We start from the raw sequence: 23,658 nt of genomic DNA, 5'->3' as shown, positions 1-23,658 counted from the left end.
CATGTTTGAGGAAAATCCAATTTGTAAGTTATTGAATATCAAGTACCCTATTTTTCAGGGCGGCATGGCATGGATTGGTACAGCAGAGCTGGCATCCGCAGTATCCAATGCTGGCGGTCTTGGTATTATTGGCGCAGGTCACATGCCTCCGGATATTTTGAGAGCAGAGATTCAGAAGGCCAAAAAATGGACTGACAAGCCATTCGGTGTAAATATAATGCTCATGTCTCCTTTTGTTAAGGAGGTTATGCAGGTAGTTGTTGACGAGCGTGTAGCAGTTGTAACAACTGGTGCAGGTAATCCTGCCGAATATTTGCCAGCTCTTAAAGAGGTCGGTACAAAGGTTATTCCGGTAGTTGCATCTGTGGCACTTGCCAAGCGTTTGGTTCGTTCCGGCGTTGATGCAGTTATTGCCGAGGGTACTGAGTCTGGTGGTCATATTGGCGATATTACCACTATGGCTTTGGTTCCACAGGTAGTAGATGCTGTTGATGTGCCAGTTATTGCAGCTGGTGGTATTGGTGATTCCCGTGGAATAACAGCAGCTATTGCTCTTGGTGCTTCCGGTGTTCAGATGGGAACCCGTTTTGTAGTATCTGAGGAGTGTATTGCTCATGAAAACTACAAGAATCTTGTACTGAAGGCAAAGGATCGTTCCACTGTTGTTACTGGTCGTTCCACTGGTCATCCTGTAAGAGTACTCAGCAATAAGATGACCCGTGAGTATGCGGAGCTTGAGGCTAAGCAGGCTTCTGTGGAGGAGCTGGAGAAGTTCGGTGCCGGTCGCCTGAATTTGGCTACCCATAAGGGCGATGTTGAAAATGGTTCCGTTATGATCGGTCAGATTTCCGGAATGTTGGATGAAATTAAGCCAGTTGCTGTTATTATGGAAGAACTTGTTTCCGGTCTTGCAGCTGCAAGAGACAGAGTTGTGGCTTTTTCAAAATAAAAATTTGTTAATGTAATAATATGGAGAATATAAAATGAGTAAACTTGCTTTTGTTTTCCCTGGACAGGGTGCCCAGAAGGTTGGTATGGGTAAGGACTTCTACGATCACTACGATGTGGCAAAGAAGCTCTTTAAAGAGGCTGATGAGGCACTTGGATATTCCATAATGAAGATGTGCTTCGAGGGTCCTGAGGAAGATTTGAAGCTGACTGCAAATACTCAGCCAGCAATTCTTACCATTAGCTGTATTGCCAATGAAATTCTGAAGGATAATGGTGTTCAGCCTGATATTACCGGCGGTCATTCTTTGGGTGAGTATTCTGCTTTGGTCGCTGCTGGTGTACTGAAGTTCCAGGATGCCGTTGCTTTGGTTCATAAGCGTGGTGAGTTCATGCAGGAGGCTGTTCCGGTAGGTGAAGGCGGCATGGCTGCTATTATTGGTGTTGATCGTGACAAGATTATTGAAATCTGTGAGGCCATCAACTCTGAGAGCCCTGTACAGGCTGTTAATCTGAACTGCCCTGGCCAGACCGTTATTGCTGGTGCAACCTTAGGTGTAGAAAAGGCTGTTGAGGAGCTGAAGGCAGCAGGTGCCAAGAAGGCAGTTATTTTGCCAGTAAGTGCTCCATTCCATAGCACTCTTATGAAGCCGGCAGCTGAGAAGCTCGCTGTAGAGCTTGATAAGGTGACCATGTCTGATGCCAAGATTCCCGTAGTAGCAAATGTTAATGCTCATGTTCTTACCAATGCTGATGAGATTAAGACAGCTTTGGTAGCACAGGCTGCAAGCCCAGTTCTTTGGGAGGATTGTGTAGCCCAGATGCAGGAATTTGGTGCTGATACTCTCTTGGAGGCAGGTCCTGGAAAGACCCTCTGCGGCTTCAATCGTAGAATCGATAAGGCCATTAAGAGCCTTAATGTTGAAGATGTTGAGTCCTTAGAAAAAACGCTTGACTATTTCAAGGAGGTTCGCTAATATGCTTTTAGATGGAAAGTCTGCCCTCGTTACGGGCGGTTCCCGCGGTATAGGCCGTGCCATTGCAATCAAGCTGGCATCTGAGGGGGCTGCTGTTGCTATTAATTATGCAGGCAACGCAAAGGCTGCTGAAGAGGTTAAGTCCATTATTGAAGCGGCTGGTGGCAAGGCTATGATTGTGCAGGCCGATGTATCCAACGGTGAGTCCGTTGATGCTATGATTAAGGAAGTAGTTGATACATTCGGTGGTATTGATATTCTCGTTAATAATGCTGGTATTACCCGTGATGGCCTTCTCATGAGAATGAAGGAAGAGGATTGGGATGCAGTTATTAATACTAACCTTAAAGGCGTATTCTATTGCACCAAGGCTGTTTCCAAGCTCATGATGAAGAAGCGGGCAGGCCGCATTGTAAATATGGCTTCAGTTGTTGGCCTTACTGGTAATGCCGGTCAGGCGAACTACTCCGCAGCCAAAGCTGGTGTAATTGGTTTTTCCAAGACCATGGCAAAGGAGCTTGCTTCACGTGGTATTACCGTAAATATGGTAGCACCAGGCTATATAGATACCGACATGACCTCCGTTCTTCCAGAGAATGTTCGTGAGGCTATGGTAGCTGGTATTCCACTGGGCAGAGTTGGCGCACCGGAAGATGTTGCCAATGCAGTTCTGTTCCTGGTGTCTGATAATGCATCTTATGTTACTGGCCAGGTCATCAATGTTGATGGTGGCATGGTTATGTAATATAGTCTATAGATGAAACTTGTTTGAGGAGGTGAACCATACATGTCTACTTTTGAGAAAGTAAGAGATATCGTTGTTGATCAGTTAAGTGTAGATGCTGATGATGTTGCAATCGAGTCCACTTTTATCGATGATTTAGGCGCTGATTCTCTTGATATTGTTGAGCTCATCATGGCTTTTGAGGAGGAGTTCGGCATCGAAATTCCAGATAGCGCAGCTGAAAAGATTAAGACCGTTCAGGACGTTGTAACTTTCATTGACCAGAACAAATAAGCTTTTTGCGTCTTACCTTTAAGAAAGTCCCGTGAAGTAACTTCGCGGGATTTTCTAAAGAAGGTAAGTACCGCCCCATGAATGGAGGAGTAATTTTGAAGCTTCCTGAACTTAAAATTGGCGATAAAATTGCAAAGATGCCAATTATTCAAGGCGGCATGGCGATACGTTTATCTACAGGCAGATTGGCTGCAGCCGTTGCAAATCAAGGCGGTATCGGCCTGATTGCTGCATCTGGCATGACCAATGATGAGCTTCGTTATGAAATCAGGATGGCCCGTGCACTGTCAAATGGGATTATCGGTATCAATATAATGTTTGCCGCAAAGAAATTTGCAGAGATTGTAAACACTGCTATTGATGAAGGTATTGACCTTGTGGTTGCTGGTGCAGGTTTTTCCCGTGATATATTTGGCCTTGGCCAGAAATCCGGAACTCCAGTTGTTCCAATTGTATCATCAGTAAAATTAGCGAAAATTTCTCAGCGTCTTGGTGCCGCAGCTATTATAGTTGAAGGCAAGGAGGCAGGCGGTCATCTTGGAACTGATCAGTCTATTAAGACAATCATTCCGGATATCGTTGATTCTGTGGACATTCCTGTAATTGCTGCAGGTGGGGTTCTCCATGGCCAGGATATTGCTGATTTAATAAAAATGGGCGTAAGTGGTGTCCAGATGGGTTCCCGCTTTGCTGCCAGTGTTGAGGCTAACAGTGCCCCAGCCTTGAAAGAATATTATTTAAAGGCAAAGCCAGAGGATGTGGTGGTTATCCATAGTCCGGTAGGTTTGCCGGGCCGTGCAGTTAGAAATCCTTGGGCTGCTAGAATCATGGATGGTCCTGTACCGCCAACTAAATGCGATAACTGTCTTAAGGCTTGCAAGCATAACTTCTGCATTATCAGAGCTCTTAGCCGTGCTCAGCAGGGTGATGTTGAAACAGGTCTTGTGTTTACTGGTGAATATTTACCAACTATAGATAAGATATTGACTGTAGAAGAAATTTTCCAGCAGCTTAAGGCAGAACTTGCTGTTATTAATTGAATTGTGAGGTGTTAATTTTGTCTAATCGTGTTGTAATTACCGGCCTTGGCGTAATCAGTCCAGTTGGTACTGGCAAGGATGTTTTTTGGAAGTCCCTGCTGGAAGGCAAAAACGGCATTGATAAAATTACTCGTTTTGATGCATCTGAGTACAAATCTCAGATCGCTGGCGAGGTAAAAGATTTTGATCCTGCTGATTACATGGACAAGAAAGAGGCAAAGCGTATTGACCGCTATGCCCAGTTTGCAGTTGCGGCAGCAAAGATGGCTGTTGAGGATGCAAAGCTTGATCTTGAGGCTGAGGATTGCGACCGTATCGGTACCTTCGTAGGTAGTGGTATTGGTGGTATTGAAACCATGCACAGCCAGTATGAGAAGCTGTTTGATAAGGGACCAAGCAAAATCAGTCCGTTCTTTATTCCAATGATGATTGGTAACATGGCTGCAGGTCATGTTTCTATTGCTCTTGGTTTGAAGGGCCCAAGCAGCTGTGTCGTTACTGCATGTGCTACTGGTACTAACAACATTGGTGATGCTTTCCGCGTTCTTCAGCGCGGTGAGGCTGATGTTATGGTTGCCGGTGGTACTGAGGCCAGCATTTCCCAGGCCGCAGTAGCTGGTTTCTGTTCCATGAAGGCTCTGTGCACTGATCACAATGATGATCCGGCACATGCTTCCAGACCGTTTGATGCTAACCGCAGCGGTTTCATCATGGGTGAGGGCGCAGGTATTATTGTTATGGAAACTTTAGAGCATGCAGAGAAGCGTGGCGCTCATATTTATGCTGAAGTCGTAGGTTATGGCGCAAATTCTGATGCTTATCATATTACTTCCCCAGCTCCACATGGTGCCCAGGCTGCCAAGTGCATGGCAAAGGCTCTTGAGGATGCAGGACTTGAGCCATCTGAGGTTGATTACATCAATGCTCATGGTACTTCTACTCATCTCAATGACCTTACAGAGACTGAGGCAATCAAGACTGTTTGGGGCGAGCATGCAAAGGAAGTTTCCGTAAGCTCTATTAAGTCCATGACCGGTCACCTTCTTGGTGCTGCCGGTGGTATTGAGTGTATTGCAACTGCTTTGGCGGTTGAGAATGATATGCTTCCACCTACCATTAATTATGAGACTCCGGACGAGGGCCTGGATCTCGATTATGTACCTAACAAGGCAAAGGCAAAAACTGTCCGCGCTGCATTGTCCAATAACCTTGGCTTTGGCGGACATAACGCTTGTATTGTATTAAAAAAATATTCTAAGTAAGAAGTTGAGTGATTTATTATGGTTGAGCGTGTGACTGCAGAACGCAGGAGGCGCTTGGAAGGACTTGCAGGCCAGCTGGGTGTGCGATTCAGGCACATCGGTTGGCTTCATCAGGCCCTTACCCACACCTCTTATGCAAATGAGTCTCGCATTCGTGTAGAGCATAATGAACGCTTGGAGTTTTTAGGAGATGCGGTGCTGGAGCTTGCTATCAGCACCTATCTTTTTAAACATTTCCCAGAACTTCCTGAGGGAGATCTTACTAAGTCCAGAGCAGCTGTTGTATGTGAAGCAAGTCTTTCCAGCCGTGCAGCTGAGCTTAATCTGGGTGATTATCTGCTTTTGGGGCACGGAGAGCAAAGCTCTGGTGGCCGCAAACGTGCATCTATTTTGGAGGATGCCTTTGAAGCAGTAATTGGGGCAATTTATATGGACCAGGGCTGGGCTTGTGCCCAGGCTTACGTCATCCGTCAGTTGGAGGAACACCTTGAACAGGTGGAGAAGGGCGTATCCACAGTGAAGGATTATAAAACAATGCTTCAGGAGTTGGTTCAGCGACATGGAGAGAATAAAATCTCCTACTGCATGATTGGTTCTGATGGCCCTGATCATGCCAAAGTGTTTAAATTTGAAGTAAGGCTTAATGATGAAGTTTTAGGAATTGGAACTGGCCCAAGCAAGAAGGCCGCTGAACAGCAGGCTGCCAAGCAGGCTCTAGAAAAAATGAATAAATAATTAAAGGACTGTTGCGTTATTGGCAACAGTCCTTTATTATTAGGAGTAAGAGGACAAGTTTAAGAATTTCTATATGAGCGAATAATATATTACATTGCATTATGGGAGGTAATAACATGAGGAAGCTTATTTTTTTAGGTACTGGCAATGCCATGGTTACCAAGGTATTTAACACCTGTTTTCTGATTGAGACATCAGATGGACAGCTGTTTTTGACGGATGCCGGTGGTGGTAACGGAATACTTCGTCAGCTGGAGCTGGCAGGAGCGGACTATAATAAGCTTCACCACATGTATATCACCCATGCCCATACTGACCATATTATGGGTGCAGTGTGGGTTATCAGAAAGATTGCTTCATTGATGAACAGCAGTAAATATGACGGCGAATTTCATGTTTATTGCCACGATGAGGTAAAGGATATTCTTCTCAGCATGTGTGAAATGATGTTGAAGCGCAAGGACTTTGAGCACATTGGTGATGATATCATTATTCATGAGATTTGGGATGGCCAGGTTATCGAGCTCCCTAATTTTGATATTAATGTCTTCGATATTTATTCCACCAAGGCAAAGCAGTTTGGCTATCAGCTCCAGTTCAAGGATGATAACCTTATGATGACCTGTCTGGGGGATGAGCCATTTAGTGAAGGCTGTGAAGAATATGCCAAGGGATCTGATTGGATGCTCTCTGAGGCCTTCTGTAAATATGAGGACAGGGAGATCTTCAAGCCTTATGAGAAGCATCACAGCACCTGCAAGGAGGCTGCTGAGCTTGCCAAGACACTTGAAGTGAAGAACCTGATTCTCTATCATACGGAGGACAAGACAATCGATACTCGCAAAGCTGCATATACGGCAGAGGCAAAGCAGTATTTTGACGGCAATGTTTTTGTTCCTGATGACCTTGAAGTTATTGAATTCTAATCTAAATTTAATCTTATTCTAACCGTATACTTCTGAGAAAAACATATAATAGGCTAGTGAGGCTAGGTACGAGTTATATGAAAGCTTATAGTTCGTACCTAGTTTGCGTTGACAATGTTTTTTTTCTGCTGTAGCATATTATAGCGGAAGTTTGTTTTATCTAATAATGTTACACAAGTTTTTAATATTTATATGAGGAGGAATATGACTTGTTATCTAAAAAAGGTATTGTAATATGTGTCGTTGCTGTTATTGCAGCAGTTATAGGCGGCTACATGTTCCTTATGTCACAGATGGCTGGCCAGCGTCAGGGTGGGGGAGCACCTCAGGTTAAGGCTATGAATGTTATTAAGCGTGACACCCCTGTTACTCTGGAATATCCGGGTACTGTTATTGGCAAGGACACCACCAAGGTGACTTCCAAGGTTTCCGGTACTATTGTGGAGAAGTACATTAAGGGTGGTGACCAGGTTCAGGCTGGTCAGGCTTTGTACAGAATAGACTCAAGAACATATCAGGCTGCGCTCTTGAATGCTCAGGCTAATCTCGCCCAGGCTCAGGCTAATCTTAATAATGCCAAAGTGGATTTGGCCAGAGATCAGCAGCTTTTTGCCGCTGAGGCAATTTCTGAGCAGGTTCTGACCAATCAGCAGGCTCAGGTAAATGCCCTTGCAGCAAATGTTTCCGCCATGGAGGCGCTGGTGCAGACAGCACAGCAGAATCTTGATGATACGGTAGTTTATGCCCCAATGAGTGGTAAGCTGTCCGTTGATGATGTTGCAGTCGGTACTTATGCTGCTGCCGGTACTACAGCTCTGGTTACTATTGGTACCAGCAACCCTATGATGGTACAGTTCAGCGTCAGTGAGGCTGAGTATCTTAAATATGTTGATAATTCCGTAGTTCCTGGACAGGCTCTGCCAACTAAAAATGTTCGCATCGTTCTTTCTGATGGCAAGGAATACCCAGGTCTTGGTAACGTTGTGGCAGTTGATCGCGCCATGGAGGGCAGCACATCTTCCCTTATGCTTAAGGCTCAGTTTGATAATTCCAAGGGTGTCCTGATTCCGGGCATGTTTGCCCGTGCCCGTCTGGTGGGGGATACTATCAAGGACGCAGTTTTGGTTCCTCAGCGTTCCGTTCAGCAGCTTTTGGGTAAATCCTTTGTCATCATTGTTGGCGAAGGCAATAAATCCGTTGTTGTTCCTGTAGAGCTGGGTGAAAGTGTAGGAAGTTATTATGTAATTAAGAGTGGTCTTAACGGCAGCGAGCAGGTTGTAGTTGAGGGACTTACAAATCTTACTGAGGGTGTAGAGATGGCAGTAACGACGGTTTCTGCAGATGATATGGGCTTCTCATTTGTTGAAAAGCACGAATAAGGGGGTAGACTGGTGTCTAAATTTTTCATACATAGACCAATATTTGCGATAGTTATATCCCTTATTATTGTTATTGGTGGTCTGATTTCTGCTTTTCAGCTTCCTATTGCCCAATATCCGCAGATTGCACCGCCAACCATATCTGTAACTACAACATATACTGGTGCAAATGCCAAGGTAGTAAATGAGACAGTGGCTCAGATTATCGAGCAACAGGTTAACGGTGTTCAGGGCATGGACTATATGTATTCCAATGCTTCTGATTCCGGTTATTATTCATTATCTGTTGTATTTGAGTTGGGTACTGATGGTGACATGGATTCAGTAAAGGTGCAGAATGCTGTAGCCGTTGCAAATCCTACGTTGCCAGATACAGTAAAAACAGTAGGTGTTGTTACATCGAAATCTTCAAATACCATGGCCCTTATGGCGGCACTGGTATCCCCGGAAGGAACCTTCGACAGTACCTGGATAAAAAACTATTCGGATATTTATCTGATTGATAGAATTAAGCGTGTTGATGGTGTAGGTTCGGTACAGGCTTTTGGTGCTGACCATGCCTTGCGTATATGGTTGAATCCAGATCGTCTGGCAGAGCTGAATCTTACTGTAAGTGATATCGTCGATGCTATTAATGAGCAGAACCTTCAGGCTCCTGCTGGTACTGTAGGTGCATTGCCAATCCGTGACCAACAGGAAAAGCAGTTTACCGGTAAAATCGACGGTCGACTTGTTACCTCTGAAGAATTTGGTAATATCGTAATCAAGAGAGATAATAATGGTACCATGGTGCATCTGAAGGATGTGGCCAGAGTAGAAAAGGGTGCCAAGCAGTATGCAGTTTTCTCCAAGATGAATGGTGCTCCTAACACAGTTGCTTTTGGTATACAGCTGACAGAAGATGCCAATACCATGACTACTGTAGCCGAAGTACGTGAGATTTTGGAAGAAGCGGAAAAATCTTTCCCTCCTGATTTAAAGCTGCAGTATATCGTAGATACTACAGAGTTTATCGGGTCCTCCATCAAGGAAGTAGTTGAGACCTTTGTAGAGGCTCTGTTACTGGTAGTATTGGTTGTATTTATATTCCTTCAGAACTGGCGGGCAACCTTGATACCATTGTTGGCTGTTCCTGTATCTCTGATTGGTACCTTTATTGCCTTTATAATTTTGGATTTCTCTATTAATACTCTGACCTTGTTTGCTATGGTTTTGGCCATAGGTCTGGTAGTTGATGATGCTATCGTTGTTATCGAGAATGTAGAGCATCACATGAGTACAGGCCTTACCCCTATTGATGCTACTGAGCGGGCCATGGATGAGGTACAGGGGCCGGTAGTAGCCATTGCCTTTGTATTGGCCGCTGTATTCATACCAGTTGCTTTCTTGGGCGGTATGATGGGTGTACTGTATCGTCAGTTTGCCTTGACCATTGCTATATCCATGGCGTTGTCGGCCTTTGTGGCGTTGACCCTTACCCCGGCTCTGTGTGCCATGATCCTTAAGCCAGTGGATTATGAAGCCAAGCAGGAACGGGATAGCAGTGTATTAGATCGATTCTTTAAAAGGTTTAATGACAAGTTCAATGAAATTCGCATCAGCTACCAGGGGGTAGTTGGCTGGTTCATTGGAAATGCCAAGTATGCGGTCATCCTCATCGTTATTATAACAGGTCTTACTGGCCTGCTTTATAAGATTGTACCTAGTACCTTCGTTCCGGATGAGGACCAGGGGTATTATGCAATTTCCGTATCCCTGCCAGAGGGTACATCTATTAACCAGACTTCCATTACAATGGATAATGTATCCACTGCAGTAAAGAGTATGGATGGCATAAATAATGTTATTGCCATCACTGGTTTTGATATTTTCTCCTTTGGTACTAAATCAAATGCCGGAACTATGTTCGTCGGCTTGAAAAATTGGGATGAACGAACCACGCCTGATTTGTCCATTAATGCCCTTATTGGAAAAACCTTTGCCATAGGTGCCAAGGTTGCTCCGGAGGCCCAGGTAGTGGCATTTAACATGCCGGCGTTGCCAGGTCTTGGTAACGTAGGTGGTTGGCAGATGGAGCTTCAGGATTTGTCGGGTCACACCGATGAAGAATTAAATGAGGTTTCCCAGAAAATTGTAGCTGCTGCAAATCAGCGTCCTGAATTGCAGGGTGTCCGTTCAACCTTCAAGGTTAATTCTCCGATTGTACAATATGATATTGACCGTGATAAGGCCAAGAGCCTTGGTGTTAAGCTGTCTGATATCTTTAACACCATGCAGGTATTCTACGGTGGTAATCAGATAAACGACTTTAATGAATTTGGCCGAAGCTACAAGGTTATGCTGCAGGCGGATAAGGCATATCGTACTGCTGCTGATGATATGCGGTTTATGTTTGTCCGCAACAGCTCCGGCGAGATGATTCCTTTGGAGTCATTACTTACTCCAAGAATGAGTACAGCTCCTTCAATTGTACATCGTTTCAATGCATCCAAGGCTGTATCCTTCCAGGGTAATGCTGCAAATGGTTATTCTTCCGGTCAGGCTATTGCTGCAATGGAGGAAATTGTAAATGAAGTTGCTTCTAACGGTTATCATATTGAGTGGTCCGGTCAGGCACGTGAGGAAATCAAGAGTGGTGATTCCACTGGTAAGGTATTGGCTTTGGCCCTTGTCTTTGTATTCCTTTGTTTGGCAGCTCTCTATGAAAGCTGGAGCGTACCGTTTGCCGTTATTCTTTGCGTACCAGTAGGTATATTTGGCGCGTTGTTCTCCGAATTGGCTATTAGCTTGTTGGAGACTTTGACTGTTGGTCCTAATGCAGGCCTTCAGAATAGCGTGTATATGCAGATTGGTGTAATCATGCTCATTGGTTTGTCAGCAAAAAATGCGATTTTGATCGTTGAATTTGCCAAGGCCCGTGCTGATATGGGGATGAATCCTCTGAAGGCAGCTATTGAAGCCGCCGGACTCCGACTTCGTCCAATTCTCATGACTTCCTTTGCATTCATCATCGGCTGTTTGCCATTGGCTGTGGCCTCTGGTGCCGGTGCAGCGGCTCGTAATGGTATGGGTGTTGCCGTAGTTGGTGGTATGTTATTTGCAACCTTTATCGGTATCTTTATTATTCCTTCCTTCTACATCATCACTGTTCGGTTTGCCGATATGGTGGGATGGAACAAGAAGAAAAAGAAGGAACATGATAAGAAGTTTGTATAAAACATAACAGTGTTTAATAAAATGAAGCTATTCTCAACAAATAGCTTCATTTTTTAGTTAAAAAGAAGTATAATGTAAATGTAATAAATAGGTGGACGATATTTTTGCCAAGGTAATAATAGGTATTGTATTAAAAACTTTTGTTTGGTATAATACATAGCAGTGAAATGAAAATATAGAATGCATATTCTAAAAAAATAACATGTTAACATAGAAGGGAGTTTTATATTAATGGAGAAGGAAGAAGCGTTAAAAAGTGCGTTGAAGCAGATTGAAAAGGATTATGGCAAGGGTGCTATTATGCGTCTTGGCGATGCTGCCAACAACATGAATGTGGAGGTTATTCCTACAGGTATTCTGCCGTTGGATATAGCCTTAGGCGTAGGCGGTATTCCTCGCGGACGTATTATTGAGATTTACGGACCAGAATCCTCCGGTAAAACAACAGTTACTTTGCACATGATTGCTGAGGCACAGAAAAATGGTGGTATTGCGGCATTTATTGATGCGGAGCATGCCCTGGATCCTGTATATGCCAAGAAGCTGGGGGTAGATATCGATAATTTGCTGATTTCCCAGCCAGATACCGGTGAGCAGGCCCTGGAGATTGCTGAAGCTCTGGTGCGCAGCGGTGCTATCGACATTATCGTAGTGGATTCCGTAGCAGCTCTGGTTCCAAAGGCTGAAATTGAAGGCGAAATGGGTGATGCCCATGTGGGCCTTTTAGCCCGCCTTATGAGCCAGGCTATGCGCAAGCTCACAGGTGTTATCAGTAAGTCCCGTACCACAGCTATATTCATTAACCAGATTCGTGAAAAGGTGGGCGTTATGTATGGTAACCCTGAGGTCACAACTGGTGGCCGCGCATTGAAGTTCTATGCTTCCGTACGTCTGGATGTTCGCAAATATGACCAGGTGAAGCAGGGCACAAATGTATTGGGTAACAGAACCAGAGTCAAGGTTGTAAAGAATAAGGTGGCACCACCATTTAAGGTTGCTGAGTTTGATATTATGTACGGTGAAGGTGTGTCCCGTGAAAGCAGCCTTATAGATATTGCAGCTGATCTGGAAATCATCCAGAAGAGCGGCTCCTGGTATTCTTACAATGATACTCGCCTTGGTCAGGGTAAGGACACTGTTAAGGAGATTTTGAGAAATCAGCCGGAGCTCTTTGAGGAAATAGAAGGCAAGGTTCATGAGCTGCTGAAGGATGAAGCTGTATTGCAAAAGCTGACTTCACCAAGCAAGAAGTCTAAGGCTGGCAGTGATGATTAATAGACAACCTGGTGGCAAACACAGGCCTAAACTATCAGCCAAAGCCAAGGCGGTGGATTTACTCTCCAGAAGCGATCAAAGTGTAAGAAGGCTTACGGAAAAGCTCACAAGAAAGGAATACAGTGAGGATGAGATTAAGGAGACTATAGAGTGGCTTCAGGACAAACACTATATAGACGACGAGGCGGGCTGCAGAAGGCGCTTTGAATACCTTTATGAGTCCTCCAGCTATAGTGTGAAGCAGATTTGTGCAAAGCTGATGCAAAAGGGCTATGACAGCGGACTGGTTCGTTCCTGTGTTCCTGATGACATATATGACAGGGAGCTTGAAAAGGCAGGCAGGGTAGTAAGAAGCAGGTTTAAGCCTGGGGCAGATTTTCGGAAAATGCAGCAGTATATGTATGGTAAGGGTTTTGACTACAGTGCTGCCAGAGATGCCATTGAGGATTATCGTCAGGAGTGGCCGGAGGAAGATGATTAAAGAGTTTTAGGGGATTGCCTTAGGCAGTCTCCTTTATTTTTCCATTTAGGATGGAAAAATTTGTATAACTGGGGTATAATGTTCTAGACTAAAATTGAAGGAGGCTAAAGCTCTTGGCAAACGAAATGATACTGGTATTGGATTTTGGTGGTCAGTATAATCAGCTGATTGCCCGCCGTGTTCGTGAGTGTAATGTATACTGTGAGGTTCACCCTAATACTTTAAGTATTGAGAAGATTAAGGAAATGAACCCTAAGGGCATTATTTTTACTGGTGGTCCAAACAGCGTTTATAAACCTGAGTCTGCTACCATTAGCACTGAAATTTTTGAACTGGGTGTGCCTGTTTTGGGTATCTGCTATGGTTCCCAGCTCATTGCCCATCTTCTTGGAGGCAAGGTGGACACCGCCCCTGTTAGTGAGTATGGCAAGACAGAGGTTGCTATCAAGAGTTCTTCTTCAAAATTATTTGATGGCGTTTCCAGCAAGACTATCTGTTGGATGAGTCATACCGATTATATTTCCAAGGCTCCTGATGGCTTTGGGATTACCGCTGACACTCCTGTATGCCCTGTAGCTGGTATGGAGGATGAGAAGCGTAAGATTTATGCTGTACAGTTCCATCCAGAGGTCCTTCATTCCGTGGAAGGCTCCAAGATGCTCAGTAACTTTGTCTACAAGGTTTGTGAATGCGCTGGTGACTGGCGCATGGATTCCTTTGTGGCAACTACTATCAAGCAGCTGAAGGAGAAGATCGGTAGCGGCAAGGCACTGTGTGCTCTTTCCGGTGGCGTAGATTCCTCTGTGGCAGCTGTTCTCATGTCAAAGGCTATTGGCAAGCAGCTTACCTGCGTATTTGTAGATCACGGACTTCTCCGCAAGGATGAAGGGGATCAGGTGGAGGCTGTCTTTGGCCCAGATGGTCCTTATGATTTGAACTTTATCCGGGTTAATGCCCAGGAGCGCTTCTATGAAAAGCTCAAGGGTGTAACTGAGCCAGAGGCAAAGCGTAAGATTATCGGTGAGGAGTTTATCCGTGTATTTGAGGAAGAGGCCAAGAAAATTGGTGCAGTGGACTTCCTGGTACAGGGTACTATTTATCCGGATGTAATTGAGAGTGGCCTTGGAAAGTCTGCAGTAATTAAATCCCATCATAATGTAGGCGGCCTGCCTGATTATGTAGACTTTAAGGAAATTGTGGAGCCACTTCGTCTTCTCTTTAAGGATGAGGTTCGTAAGGCCGGCCGCGAGCTGGAGATTCCGGAATATCTGGTAAATCGTCAGCCATTCCCAGGTCCTGGCCTTGGTATTCGTATTATTGGCGAGGTAACTGCTGAGAAGGTAAAAATCGTTCAGGATGCTGACGCAATTTATCGTGAGGAAATTGCCAAGGCTGGAGTGGACAAGAATCTTGGCCAGTATTTCGCAGCTCTTACCAATATGCGTTCCGTAGGCGTAATGGGTGACTTCAGAACCTATGATTATGCCATTGCTCTCAGAGCTGTAATGACCAGTGACTTTATGACCGCTGAAAGCGCCCAGATTCCATGGGAGGTTCTCCACAAGGTTACCAACCGCATCGTAAACGAGGTAAAGGGTGTAAACCGTGTAATGTATGATTGCACCAGTAAACCACCTGCTACTATTGAATTTGAATAAAATGAGATTCCGCAAGAATTGTGATGCAACTCTTGCGGAATTTTTTTATTGATGCAGGGAATGTTTAGGTGAAAATAGAATAGAGTAAGGAAATGTATTTTAGTGAGGAGGATGTTGTTATGTTGTTTATATGTTATCCAAAATGTACCACCTGTCAGAAGGCGCGGAAGTGGCTGGAGGAACATAAAATACAATATACTGAAAGAAATATTGCTACAGACAATCCTACCTATGAGGAGCTTAAGGAGTGGCATGAAAAGAGCGGACTGCCATTAAAGAGATTCTTTAATACCAGTGGCATGATATATAGGGAAATGCAGCTGAAGGATAAGCTGCCTTCAATGAGTGAGGAGGAAAAGTTAAAATTATTGGCAACTGATGGTATGCTGGTAAAGCGTCCTCTTTTAGTAGCCGAAGATAAGGTGTTGGTAGGCTTTAAAGAAGCTGAATGGGCAGAAATATGACCACTTCCTTCTTGTTTAAAATACAGTGACAAAAAGGCTAAAATATGATAAAATCACAATAGGAAAATTGTGCGCTTTGTTATTGCTATATAGGATGTATGAGGTTTCAAGGATGAAAGGTGGATGACTTATGGCTATGACAATTAATTCTATGATTAACAATAATTACAGTTTTAGCCAATTTACTCAGAATTATGGCATTTCTTCCGGTGGCAAAAAGTCTGCAAATCAGAATAATGCCATTTCCACAATGTGGAACAATTATGCCAATAATCAGAGCAGCAGCGGTGTTGGCTTTAATGCTGCTGATATCTATGGCGTAAAGGAAAGTGCCCGGGAGCTGCTTTCTTCCTACGAAAGTACCAGAAAGGATTTCAACGAGGACTTCAGTTCAAAGATGGATGACCTTTCCAAGTCCTTAAAGACTCTGAAGTCCACTGATTTTAATGTGGGTAAGGATGCTTTGACAACGAAGGATGTTACCACCACTGATAAGGACGGCAAGACCACTACCAGCACCCAGACCGAGATGAGCGATGGTCTGAAGACTGCCCTGAAGAACGTAAAGGACTTCGTAAGCAGCTACAATGACACTGTTAGCTTTATGAAGGACAATGCTTCCATTTCCAAGCGTATGGGCCGGGTAAGTGAGATGTTTGCCGATACTAGTTATCGTGCTTCAAATTATAACAGCATTGGTATCAGTGTAGGTAAGGACGGCAGTCTTACTGTGGACGAGGACAAGCTGGCTAATGCCATTACCAATTCTCCGGACAAGGTATCCCGTATCATGGGCAAGGATGGGCTGGCAGGGAAGACCGAGTCCCATATCAGCGCTGCAAATGCCCAAAAGGATAAACTGTTCCCATCTGTTGAGTCCCTTTTTGGCAAGGAGTTGAAGACGGCTCAGGTTTATACCAGCAGTGCCATGACACGCATGAATGGCTATGCTTATATGGGCAATTTCTTAAATATGTATTGGTAATATTGAAACATGGCGTCCTGTGCAAGCAGGACGCTTTTTTTATTTTTTTGCAGGAATACTACCTCCCGTGTAGAAGTGTACCCGTATACAGCATATGTACCCGGATTTCTAGGATTAAATTTATAGGAGGTGGCCATATTGTTAAAGACTATTGCAGCAGGAATGACTGCACTTATGCTTCTGGGAGCCAGTACGGAAGCATGTACGGTAATGGTGGTGACCAAGGGGGCTTCCGAGGATGGGAGCATGATTGTTTCACACTCCAATGATGGCTTTGGCAGTGATATGAATCTTGCCTTTGTACCGGCCAAGGACCATCCACGCGGCAGTATGCGGCCAGTGTATCCATCAGCGGCTGCATTGACTGAAATGCCGGACTACAACTGCTTTGCCCAGCCAAATCTGGTGGCCCCGGAGCGCAGCGATGACTATAATTATCCGGGACGTCCAAAGACAAAGCCTATTGGCTACATCCCGGAGGTGGAGCACACCTATGCTTATATGGATGCGGCTTATGGTGTGGCCAATGAGCACGGGCTGATTTTTGGTGAATGCACCGATATGTCCGCTCACTTGCCGGAGGCACCTTATCGGGAAGGGGAAGGTATTTTCTACGCCGCAGAGCTGAGCCGTGTTGCTTTGGAACGGTGCAAGACTTCCCGGGAAGCCATAGAACTGATGGGCAGTCTAATTGATGAGTATGGTTTATGGGGTACTGCAGAAACCTTGGCGGTGGCTGACCAAAATGAGTGCTGGGTGTTGGAAATGCAGCCAGCTCCCGGGGGAAAGGGAGGCTTTTGGATTGCGGAGAGGATTCCAGACGGAGACTTTTTCATTGCCGCCAATCAATTGAGAATTCGTGCCATTAAAGAGGGAAATCCTGACCAGATTTTTAATCCAAAGCTGCCTCAGATGATAAAGGATGCCGGATGGGCAGCCTATGATGAAAATGGAAATCTGGATTGGGTACGATCCATGGAGTCAAGAGAATTCCACCATCCATACTATTCCCAGCGCCGTGTATGGAGTGCCATGAACGATGTGGCTCCATCCCGTAATCTGCCATCAAGAGTGGCGGACTGGGATGCCAAGACATATCCTTTGTCCATTCATCCTGAGAGGAAATTAGGAGTAGAGGATTTGGCCCGTTTGTATCGCAACTATTATGCCGGCACAGAATATGATAAGTCCAGGGGCCCTCTGTCCGGGCTTTATGGTTCACCTTATCATTATGAGGTGGAGGAGGGACAGCGTTCCATTCTTTCCGCCAAGACGTCTTATACCCACATTGTGCAGCTCAATGAGTCCCTGCCATCACCGGTGGTATGGTTCTCCACCAATGCTCCGTATGAAAATCCTTTCATACCTCTTACTGTGGGCAAGCTTCCAAAGGTCTATGACAAGGCCCTGCGGGATACCTACAATCCGGACAAACTGTATTGGGCCTCCAACGAGGTTATGGCCCTGAATCAGGGGTTCTTCAATATTATGTCACCGATGGTCAGCAAGGCCGTGGAGGATTCGGAGAAAACATCTTTGGGATTGGTCAAGTCTTACAAGGGCCACAGTCGGGAGAAGTTCGCTGCTGCTCTGGAGAAAAATGCCATTAATAATTTCCACAAATGGCGGGAGCTGACCCATGAGCTTTTGAAGAAATACAATGGTGGCCAGGGAGTTACATACGGCGGCAGAATGCCTGACCCGAAGACACCAACGGAATATTAAACTCAAAAACGCCTTAGTGTAGGAACAAAAAAAGCAGGGTTGTCATTGACAGCCCTGCTTTTCTACGGGAAAGACTTATTGTCCGATCATCATTTTGATTATTTCCTTGTCTGTTTCCTTCATGCCGATGCGGCCTAGGCGGCTGATGTTTCTGATGGTGTTTTCCACACCCTTCAGAACAAGACCGTCGCCACCATAAAATTCCTGTCCGTTGCGGAACATTTCAAAACCCATAATGCCGGCATCCACGGCAGCGGATATTTTGGCTGCACAGGATGCTTTGGCGCCGTCACAGACGATACCGGAGGTAATGGCAAGAGCATTGACGATGGTGTGGATTACGGCACTGTAATCCTTGGTGCACAGCCAGGCAATGCCAGCTCCTGCCCCGGCTCCGGCACTTACAGCTCCGCAGTAGGCAGAAAGACGGCCAATACCCTCCTTTTCGTGGAGGGTGACAAGATTGGATAGCAGAAGGGCACGGTACAGCTCCTCCTGAGAGCTGCCCAGCTCCTTGGCATATTCAATAACTGGAAGGGAAACAGTCATGCCCTGATTGCCACTTCCAGAGTTGATAACCACTGGCATTTCACAGCCGTTCATGCGGGCATCGGAGCCAGCAGCAGCCCGGGCCCGGGCACGGACATGAACATCATTTCCATAAGCCTTCAGAAGGGTTTTCCCTATATTGGCACCATAGTTGTTTTTCAATCCCTCGTCGGAAATAGCGGTGTTGTAGGCAATCTGACGATCAATGGTTTCTTTGATGTCGTTAAGATCACAGGTCATGGCAAAATCGTAAATATCCTCAATTGTCATGCATTCATAATCTGGCTTGCCAGTATCAACGGAATCTACGATTTTCTTTTCAAAGAGAATCTCATTGTTTTTGGAAATTTTAACAATATTGGTATGTTCATTTACCACATGTACCTCAGCGGTATCACTGCCATGCCATACAGTAACGATGATATCCAATACGTGCTCAGATTGGGCAGCATCCACATTAATTTCGGTATTTTCCATGTATTTGCCAAGTTTTTCCTTATCCTCTGGTTTTACATGGGCGATTACCTCCAAAGCGGCATTTGCATCACCGGCCACTACCCCGATGGCGGCGGCAGCTTCGATACCCTTACGGCCATCAGTATTTGGAACAATAACGCTTTTTACATTTTTTATTATATTTCCGCTGGCAGCTACTGTGATTCTGTCCGGAAGCTTTCCCAATGCCTCACGGGCCTTGGCGGCGCAATATGCAATGGCAATAGGTTCGGTACAGCCCATGGCTGGCACCAGCTCACGCTTGAGTATTTCAATATATGCCTGATAGGTTTTGCTAGTTTTCTCCATGTAAGTTCACCCTTCTAATCCTGTATTTGGTTTTAATTATAACGCATTTATGGGTAAAAAAATACTCTTTTAGACCATAGATGTGGGCACAGAGCTGATGTGAACACTGAATTATATCATTTATTTGCCAAAAAATTAATATTATATTTGCAATTAGAGGAATTTGACCAAAATTAGAGAATATTAAAAGCATAAGATTTTATTGTGAGGAGGCTTCGATAATTAGGGGAATAATTAAAGAATATTAAATATGATATCGAGAGAGGCTTCTAAGAGAATTTGGAGGGGTTAACATGAAGGTTTATACTACTGACAAAATTCGTAATGTGGTTTTGCTGGGCCATGGTGGCTGCGGAAAGACAACTCTGGCTGAAGCAATGGCTTATCTGAGCGGTATAGTGTCAAGACCAGGCAAGATAGAAGATGGCTCCACTATTTCCGATTGTACCAAGGAAGAAGTTAAAAGGCAGATTTCCATATCTACCTCTGTGGTTCCGGTTGAATGGGATGATTTTAAGATTAATGTTCTCGATACTCCGGGATTCTTTGACTTTGAGGGCGAGGTCAATGAGGCCATGAGCGTAGCGGACGGTGCTATTATTGTGGTTTCCGGAAAGGCCGGCGTAGAGGCAGGAACGGAGCGTGCGTGGGATCTTTGCGAGAAGTATCACCTGCCAAGAATTTTCTTTATTACAGATATGGATATTGACTCTGTTTCCTATCGTCAGGTGCTGGATGATCTCAATGTTATGTTCGGCAAGAAGATTGCACCTTTCAATATGCCATTGCGTGAGGATGAAAAGCTGGCAGGCTATATCAACGTAATTCAGAAAAAGGCCTTCCGTTATCAGGGGGAAGAGGCCGTGGAGGAGGAGGTTCCGGACTATTCCGTAAGCTACCTCAATCAGTATAATGATTCATTGATGGAGGCCGTTGCAGAAACATCTGAAGAATTTCTTGACCGTTATTTGTCAGGTGACTCTTTCTCAGAGGCAGAGATTCGTGCGGCCGTAAGGAGTGCCATTTCCGATGGCTCCATTATTCCTGTGGAATCAGGCTCAGGTATCGCTCAGCGCGGCGTGTATACCTTGCTGGACGACATTGTAAAATATATGCCATCCGCTGATAATCGCAAAATGTCTGGTATTAATGCCCAGACAAATGAGATTTTCGAGGCAAACTTTGATATTCTTAAGCCAAAAACTGCATTTGTGTTTAAGACTATCGCGGATCCATTTATTGGTTTTTACAGCTTGATAAAGATTCGCTCTGGTGTAGTTAAGGCCGATGATATAATGTATGATGTGCGTACCGGCAATGAGTTTAAAATTGGTAAGCTGTACGTACTGCGTGGTAACAAGGCTACAGAGGTTCCTGAGCTTCATGCTGGCGATTTGGGCGCTTTGGCCAAGCAGACGGCGGTTAAGACTGGTGATACCTTGTCTACAAAGAATAATCCAGTGGTATATGCCAAGATGGATTTGCCGACACCTTATACCTGCATGAGATGGAAGCCGGTTAAGAAGGGTGACGTGGATAAGATTGCCATGGCAATGCAGAAGATTGCCGCAGAGGACCAGACCTTTAAGTTTGAACGTGATAATGCCAACCGTCAATCCTTGATTTATGGTATGGGCGACCTGCATCTGGAAATTATCCAGTCCAGACTTCTCAATGAGTATAAGGCTGAGATTAAGACAGAGAAACCAAAGGTTGCCTTCCGTGAGACCATAAAGAAGCGTTCTGATGTGGAGTTTAAGTACAAGAAGCAGACTGGTGGACACGGCCAGTATGGTCATGTAAAGATGCGCTTTGGTCCATCTGGTACCAATGATCCGTATGTATTTGATGAAGAGGTTGTAGGCGGTGCAGTACCAAAGAATTTCTTCCCTGCTGTTGAAAAGGGTATTGCCGCAGGCTGTGAGCGGGGACCATTGGCAGGCTATCCTGTAGTTGGCGTTCATGCCACCCTTTATGATGGTTCTTATCACTCCGTTGATTCCTCAGAGAATTCCTTCAAGATTGCTGCAGAGCAGTGCTTCAAGAAGGGGATTATGGAGGCAGGAGCAGTTCTTTTGGAGCCATTTGTAATGCTGAAGGTAACAGTACCTGATTCCTACATAGGTGATGTTATTGGTGACCTGAACAAGCGTCGGGGCAGTGTAATGGGCATGACCCCGATGAATGGTAAGCAGATTATTGAAGCGGAGATTCCGCAGATGGAACTCTATGGATACAGTACGGTGCTTCGCTCTATGACTGGTGGCCGGGGCGATTTCTCCTATGAATTCTCCCGCTACGATCAGGCTCCTGAGGATGTACAGTCCAAGGCTATCGCTGCATATCAGGAGAAGCTGGCAGCCAGTGACAATGAAGAATAAAAATTATCTTTTGTTTAAAGTGTTGACAAAAATAAAATAATAGTTTATATTAAGCCCATAACTTGATACTGACTAGCAATGAAGCTTCGCCCTAGTGCTCTTGGCACTGTAAGGCGAAGCTTTTTCTGTCAGTGTAGTTATTTAGGTATTATATTTATATGCTTGGCAATGGGGCCGTCGAAGTTTCTGACGAGAAGCTTTGGCGGCTTTTTTGTTTAAAGCAAAGTAGTAAGGGAGGAATATGTATGAGCATGAATTATAGTGGTACTGCAGTAATGGAAGTACCAAAGAAGGAAGAAGATTTAAGTCGTGTATTAAAGCCTATTCATTTGTGGTCATTGGCAGTAGGCCTTGTTATATCCGGTAATTACTTCGGCTGGAGCTATGGCTTTGCCGAGGGCGGTGTTATGGGCCTGGCATTGGCTCTTATACCGGTAACCATTTTCTATGTAACCTTTATTTTGTCATATTCGGAGCTGGCAACAGCAATTCCACATGCTGGCGGTCCTTCAGCCTATGCCCGCCGTGCTTTGGGAAAGTTTGGTGGCTATCTTAATGGTATCAGCTGCCTTATAGAGTTTGTATTTGCTCCACCGGCTATTGCCTTGGCTGTAGGTGGTTACGTACATGCCCTGCTTCCGATGATTGACCCAATGGTGGCAACTGTAGCTGCATTTTTCTTCTTCATCTTCCTGAATTATTTGGGAATGAAGACCTCTGCCACCTTTGAGCTGGCTGTAACAGTAATTGCCCTCCTCGGCTTGGTGGTGTACTGGTTCCTGGCAGCCCCTCATTTTGATCCTGCACTGGTAATGTCCGAGCCACTGCTTCCAAACGGTTTCAGTGGTGTAATGGCAGCTGTTCCTTTTGCAATCTGGTTCTATCTGGCCATTGAGGGCGGTGCCATGAGTGCTGAGGAAATGGTAAATCCTCAGAAGGATATTCCAAAGGGCTTCCTTAGTGGTATGGCTACCCTGCTTGTTATGGCAGCATTGACTTTGTTCCTTACTGCTGGTCTTGGTAATGTTGAGGCTGTTTCCGCTGTTGATTTCCCATTGCCATTGGCTTTGGCTTCTGTATATGGTGATGGTTCCATGCCGGTTCTTCTTATGAGTGGTATTGGTCTTTTCGGTTTGATTGCATCTCTCCATGGAATTATCGTGGGCTATTCCCGTCAGACCTATGCTATGGCCCGTACCGGCTATCTGCCAAAGTTCCTGGCACATATTGATGAAAAGCATCATACCCCTGTATGGGCGTTGATTCTGCCAGGTATTGTATGTCTTTTTACAGCACTTACAGGTCTTACTGATTTGGTAATCACCATTGCTTGCTATGGATCTGTTGTTATGTATGTTACTTCTCTGATTTCCCTGTTTATTTTGCGCAGCAAGGAACCAAACCTGAAGCGCCCATTCCGCGTATCCTATCCTATTATTCCAATTATCAGCATGGTAATGGCTATTTTCTGTGTAGTAAGTCTGGTAATGGCTTCTAGTGATGCTCTTCCTTATGTGGCTGGTATTTATATAGTGGCTATTGCATATTACTTTATCCATGGCAATAAGCATATCCGTCCATACGAAGAAGAATTTGGTGTTATGGATGATTTGGATCAGGAATAAATTATGGAGCAGGAAATTCTAAGTGCCGGTATTGATTTGGGAACCACCACATCACAGGTGATATTCAGCCGCATAAAGCTGGAAAATATATCATATACGGCGGTTCCCGAAATCCGCATCAAGGAAAAAGAGATAATTTATAAAAGTAAGATATACTTTACCCCACTGACGGCGGATAACCATATTGATATCCCCGCTCTAAGGTCCATT

The 23,658-nt window shown here is 44.9% G+C and carries 20 protein-coding genes; 19 read left to right on the top strand and 1 reads right to left on the bottom strand.

Going from position 1 to position 23,658, the window contains the following annotated elements:
* Position 1: 1 nt before the first annotated feature.
* The 16 genes from fabK (at position 2) to ACKI5G_RS12450 (ending at position 18,089) form a co-directional block, all read left to right on the top strand.
* The gene (fabK, locus tag ACKI5G_RS12525; protein ID WP_407400860.1) at positions 2-949 is read left to right on the top strand and encodes an enoyl-[acyl-carrier-protein] reductase FabK; all 948 of its coding nucleotides are present in this window, start codon (positions 2-4) and stop codon (positions 947-949) included.
* Positions 950-983: 34 nt separating this feature from the next.
* The gene (fabD, locus tag ACKI5G_RS12520) at positions 984-1,925 is read left to right on the top strand and encodes an ACP S-malonyltransferase (RefSeq protein WP_407400858.1); all 942 of its coding nucleotides are present in this window, start codon (positions 984-986) and stop codon (positions 1,923-1,925) included.
* Between the two features lies 1 nt (position 1,926).
* On the top strand, positions 1,927-2,670 hold the full coding sequence (gene fabG / locus ACKI5G_RS12515; RefSeq protein WP_027396404.1) for a 3-oxoacyl-[acyl-carrier-protein] reductase: 744 nt from the start codon (positions 1,927-1,929) through the stop codon (positions 2,668-2,670).
* 42 nt (positions 2,671-2,712) lie between these two features.
* A complete protein-coding gene (locus ACKI5G_RS12510; RefSeq protein ID WP_027396405.1) occupies positions 2,713-2,943 on the top strand; it encodes an acyl carrier protein in 231 nt (76 codons plus the stop codon).
* A gap of 95 nt (positions 2,944-3,038) precedes the next feature.
* Positions 3,039-3,983: an NAD(P)H-dependent flavin oxidoreductase gene (locus ACKI5G_RS12505; protein WP_407400855.1), complete on the top strand. Its 945-nt coding sequence runs from the start codon at positions 3,039-3,041 to the stop codon at positions 3,981-3,983.
* Between the two features lie 17 nt (positions 3,984-4,000).
* Positions 4,001-5,245 (top strand): beta-ketoacyl-ACP synthase II, encoded by a 1,245-nt coding sequence (gene fabF, locus ACKI5G_RS12500; protein WP_407400854.1) that lies wholly within the window; start codon positions 4,001-4,003, stop codon positions 5,243-5,245.
* Between the two features lie 18 nt (positions 5,246-5,263).
* Complete coding sequence (gene rnc / locus ACKI5G_RS12495) at positions 5,264-5,980, top strand: ribonuclease III (protein WP_407400852.1); 717 nt, start codon at positions 5,264-5,266, stop codon at positions 5,978-5,980.
* Positions 5,981-6,096: 116 nt separating this feature from the next.
* A complete protein-coding gene (locus ACKI5G_RS12490) occupies positions 6,097-6,906 on the top strand; it encodes an MBL fold metallo-hydrolase (RefSeq protein ID WP_407400850.1) in 810 nt (269 codons plus the stop codon).
* A 209-nt stretch (positions 6,907-7,115) separates the two neighbouring features.
* A complete protein-coding gene (locus ACKI5G_RS12485) occupies positions 7,116-8,285 on the top strand; it encodes an efflux RND transporter periplasmic adaptor subunit (protein ID WP_407400848.1) in 1,170 nt (389 codons plus the stop codon).
* 12 nt (positions 8,286-8,297) lie between these two features.
* Complete coding sequence (locus tag ACKI5G_RS12480; protein ID WP_407400846.1) at positions 8,298-11,501, top strand: efflux RND transporter permease subunit; 3,204 nt, start codon at positions 8,298-8,300, stop codon at positions 11,499-11,501.
* 231 nt (positions 11,502-11,732) lie between these two features.
* Positions 11,733-12,776: a recombinase RecA gene (gene recA, locus ACKI5G_RS12475; RefSeq protein ID WP_407400844.1), complete on the top strand. Its 1,044-nt coding sequence runs from the start codon at positions 11,733-11,735 to the stop codon at positions 12,774-12,776.
* Complete coding sequence (locus tag ACKI5G_RS12470; protein ID WP_407400842.1) at positions 12,769-13,257, top strand: regulatory protein RecX; 489 nt, start codon at positions 12,769-12,771, stop codon at positions 13,255-13,257. The genes recA and ACKI5G_RS12470 overlap by 8 nt, the downstream gene beginning before the upstream one ends.
* A gap of 125 nt (positions 13,258-13,382) precedes the next feature.
* Positions 13,383-14,915, top strand: a complete 1,533-nt coding sequence (gene guaA, locus ACKI5G_RS12465; RefSeq protein WP_407400887.1) for a glutamine-hydrolyzing GMP synthase — start codon at positions 13,383-13,385, stop codon at positions 14,913-14,915.
* A 119-nt stretch (positions 14,916-15,034) separates the two neighbouring features.
* Complete coding sequence (locus tag ACKI5G_RS12460) at positions 15,035-15,379, top strand: arsenate reductase family protein (protein ID WP_407400840.1); 345 nt, start codon at positions 15,035-15,037, stop codon at positions 15,377-15,379.
* A 130-nt stretch (positions 15,380-15,509) separates the two neighbouring features.
* Positions 15,510-16,364 carry a flagellar filament capping protein FliD gene (fliD, locus tag ACKI5G_RS12455; RefSeq protein WP_407400838.1) on the top strand — a complete coding sequence of 285 codons (855 nt, stop codon included), beginning with the start codon at positions 15,510-15,512 and terminating at the stop codon, positions 16,362-16,364.
* A gap of 138 nt (positions 16,365-16,502) precedes the next feature.
* Positions 16,503-18,089: a C69 family dipeptidase gene (locus ACKI5G_RS12450; protein ID WP_407400836.1), complete on the top strand. Its 1,587-nt coding sequence runs from the start codon at positions 16,503-16,505 to the stop codon at positions 18,087-18,089.
* A 75-nt stretch (positions 18,090-18,164) separates the two neighbouring features.
* Here the strand turns inward: ACKI5G_RS12450 and ACKI5G_RS12445 are convergent, their stop codons facing one another.
* Positions 18,165-19,442 carry a serine dehydratase subunit alpha family protein gene (locus ACKI5G_RS12445; RefSeq protein WP_407400834.1) on the bottom strand — a complete coding sequence of 426 codons (1,278 nt, stop codon included), beginning with the start codon at positions 19,440-19,442 and terminating at the stop codon, positions 18,165-18,167.
* A 293-nt stretch (positions 19,443-19,735) separates the two neighbouring features.
* Here ACKI5G_RS12445 and ACKI5G_RS12440 point away from each other — a divergent pair, with 293 nt between their 5' ends.
* The 3 genes from ACKI5G_RS12440 to ACKI5G_RS12430 form a co-directional block, all read left to right on the top strand.
* Positions 19,736-21,823 carry a translation factor GTPase family protein gene (locus ACKI5G_RS12440; RefSeq protein ID WP_027396423.1) on the top strand — a complete coding sequence of 696 codons (2,088 nt, stop codon included), beginning with the start codon at positions 19,736-19,738 and terminating at the stop codon, positions 21,821-21,823.
* A gap of 245 nt (positions 21,824-22,068) precedes the next feature.
* Complete coding sequence (eat, locus tag ACKI5G_RS12435; protein ID WP_407400832.1) at positions 22,069-23,448, top strand: ethanolamine permease; 1,380 nt, start codon at positions 22,069-22,071, stop codon at positions 23,446-23,448.
* Between the two features lie 3 nt (positions 23,449-23,451).
* The coding region (locus ACKI5G_RS12430; protein ID WP_407400830.1) for an ethanolamine ammonia-lyase reactivating factor EutA at positions 23,452-23,658 on the top strand (207 nt) is incomplete at its 3' end.

The organism is Anaerovibrio sp., assembly GCF_045637405.1.
GTDB lineage: Bacteria > Bacillota > Negativicutes > Selenomonadales > Selenomonadaceae > Anaerovibrio.
This window is presented reverse-complemented; position numbering and strand designations above follow the sequence as displayed.

Excerpts from the sequence above, each read along its gene's own strand:
- fabK (WP_407400860.1), top strand. The coding sequence starts at position 2 with ATGTTTGAGGAAAATCCAATTTGTAAGTTATTGAATATCAAGTACCCT.
- eat (WP_407400832.1), top strand. The coding sequence starts at position 22,069 with ATGAGCATGAATTATAGTGGTACTGCAGTAATGGAAGTACCAAAGAAG.
- ACKI5G_RS12490 (WP_407400850.1), top strand. The coding sequence starts at position 6,097 with ATGAGGAAGCTTATTTTTTTAGGTACTGGCAATGCCATGGTTACCAAG.
- ACKI5G_RS12460 (WP_407400840.1), top strand. The coding sequence starts at position 15,035 with ATGTTGTTTATATGTTATCCAAAATGTACCACCTGTCAGAAGGCGCGG.
- guaA (WP_407400887.1), top strand. The coding sequence starts at position 13,383 with ATGATACTGGTATTGGATTTTGGTGGTCAGTATAATCAGCTGATTGCC.
- fabD (WP_407400858.1), top strand. The coding sequence starts at position 984 with ATGAGTAAACTTGCTTTTGTTTTCCCTGGACAGGGTGCCCAGAAGGTT.
- fabG (WP_027396404.1), top strand. The coding sequence starts at position 1,927 with ATGCTTTTAGATGGAAAGTCTGCCCTCGTTACGGGCGGTTCCCGCGGT.
- fliD (WP_407400838.1), top strand. The coding sequence starts at position 15,510 with ATGGCTATGACAATTAATTCTATGATTAACAATAATTACAGTTTTAGC.
- ACKI5G_RS12440 (WP_027396423.1), top strand. The coding sequence starts at position 19,736 with ATGAAGGTTTATACTACTGACAAAATTCGTAATGTGGTTTTGCTGGGC.
- rnc (WP_407400852.1), top strand. The coding sequence starts at position 5,264 with ATGGTTGAGCGTGTGACTGCAGAACGCAGGAGGCGCTTGGAAGGACTT.
- recA (WP_407400844.1), top strand. The coding sequence starts at position 11,733 with ATGGAGAAGGAAGAAGCGTTAAAAAGTGCGTTGAAGCAGATTGAAAAG.
- ACKI5G_RS12510 (WP_027396405.1), top strand. The coding sequence starts at position 2,713 with ATGTCTACTTTTGAGAAAGTAAGAGATATCGTTGTTGATCAGTTAAGT.
- ACKI5G_RS12445 (WP_407400834.1), bottom strand. The coding sequence starts at position 19,442 with ATGGAGAAAACTAGCAAAACCTATCAGGCATATATTGAAATACTCAAG.
- ACKI5G_RS12470 (WP_407400842.1), top strand. The coding sequence starts at position 12,769 with ATGATTAATAGACAACCTGGTGGCAAACACAGGCCTAAACTATCAGCC.